Origin of the sequence: Ochrobactrum sp. SFR4 (genome assembly GCF_019730395.1) — a bacterium.
In the GTDB taxonomy this organism is placed as follows: Bacteria; Pseudomonadota; Alphaproteobacteria; order Rhizobiales; family Rhizobiaceae; genus Pseudochrobactrum.
In genome coordinates this window covers 1-386 of record NZ_JAAPBB010000307.1, presented here as the reverse complement: position 1 = coordinate 386, position 386 = coordinate 1, and the positions used below count along the sequence as shown (strand labels likewise).

1 protein-coding gene is annotated in these 386 nt (G+C 53.6%); it reads left to right on the top strand.

Features of this window, described 5'->3' with window-relative positions; all coding sequences use genetic code 11:
* Nucleotides 1-386: alpha-hydroxy acid oxidase (locus HBA93_RS19115; RefSeq protein ID WP_221724356.1), on the top strand; the 386-nt coding region annotated here is incomplete at both ends.

The window sequence follows — 386 nt, the reverse complement described above, 5'->3', positions numbered from 1 at the left end:
GGCGAATTTCTTGACCGCGTTCTCGCAGGGCACATCACGCAGGAGCGCTTCAAACGTATCCGTGATCAATGGCAGGGTAAGATTGTCGTGAAAGGTATCCTCAGTCCTGAGGAGGCTCAGCATTATATCGCGCTCGGAGCAGACGGCATCGTTGTTTCAAACCATGGTGGTCGGCAGCTCGATGCAGCGCCGTCCTCCGTTTCAATGTTGCCGTTGGTACGAGAAAAGCTTGGCAAAGATGCGGTTATTCTCGTCGATGGCGGTGTCAGAACCGGACTCGATATTGCCCGTATGATCGCGCTGGGTGCGGATTATGTGCTGATAGGGCGGCCATTTATGTATTCCATCGGGGCGATAGGTAATGCGGGGCCACAACATTTGATTGA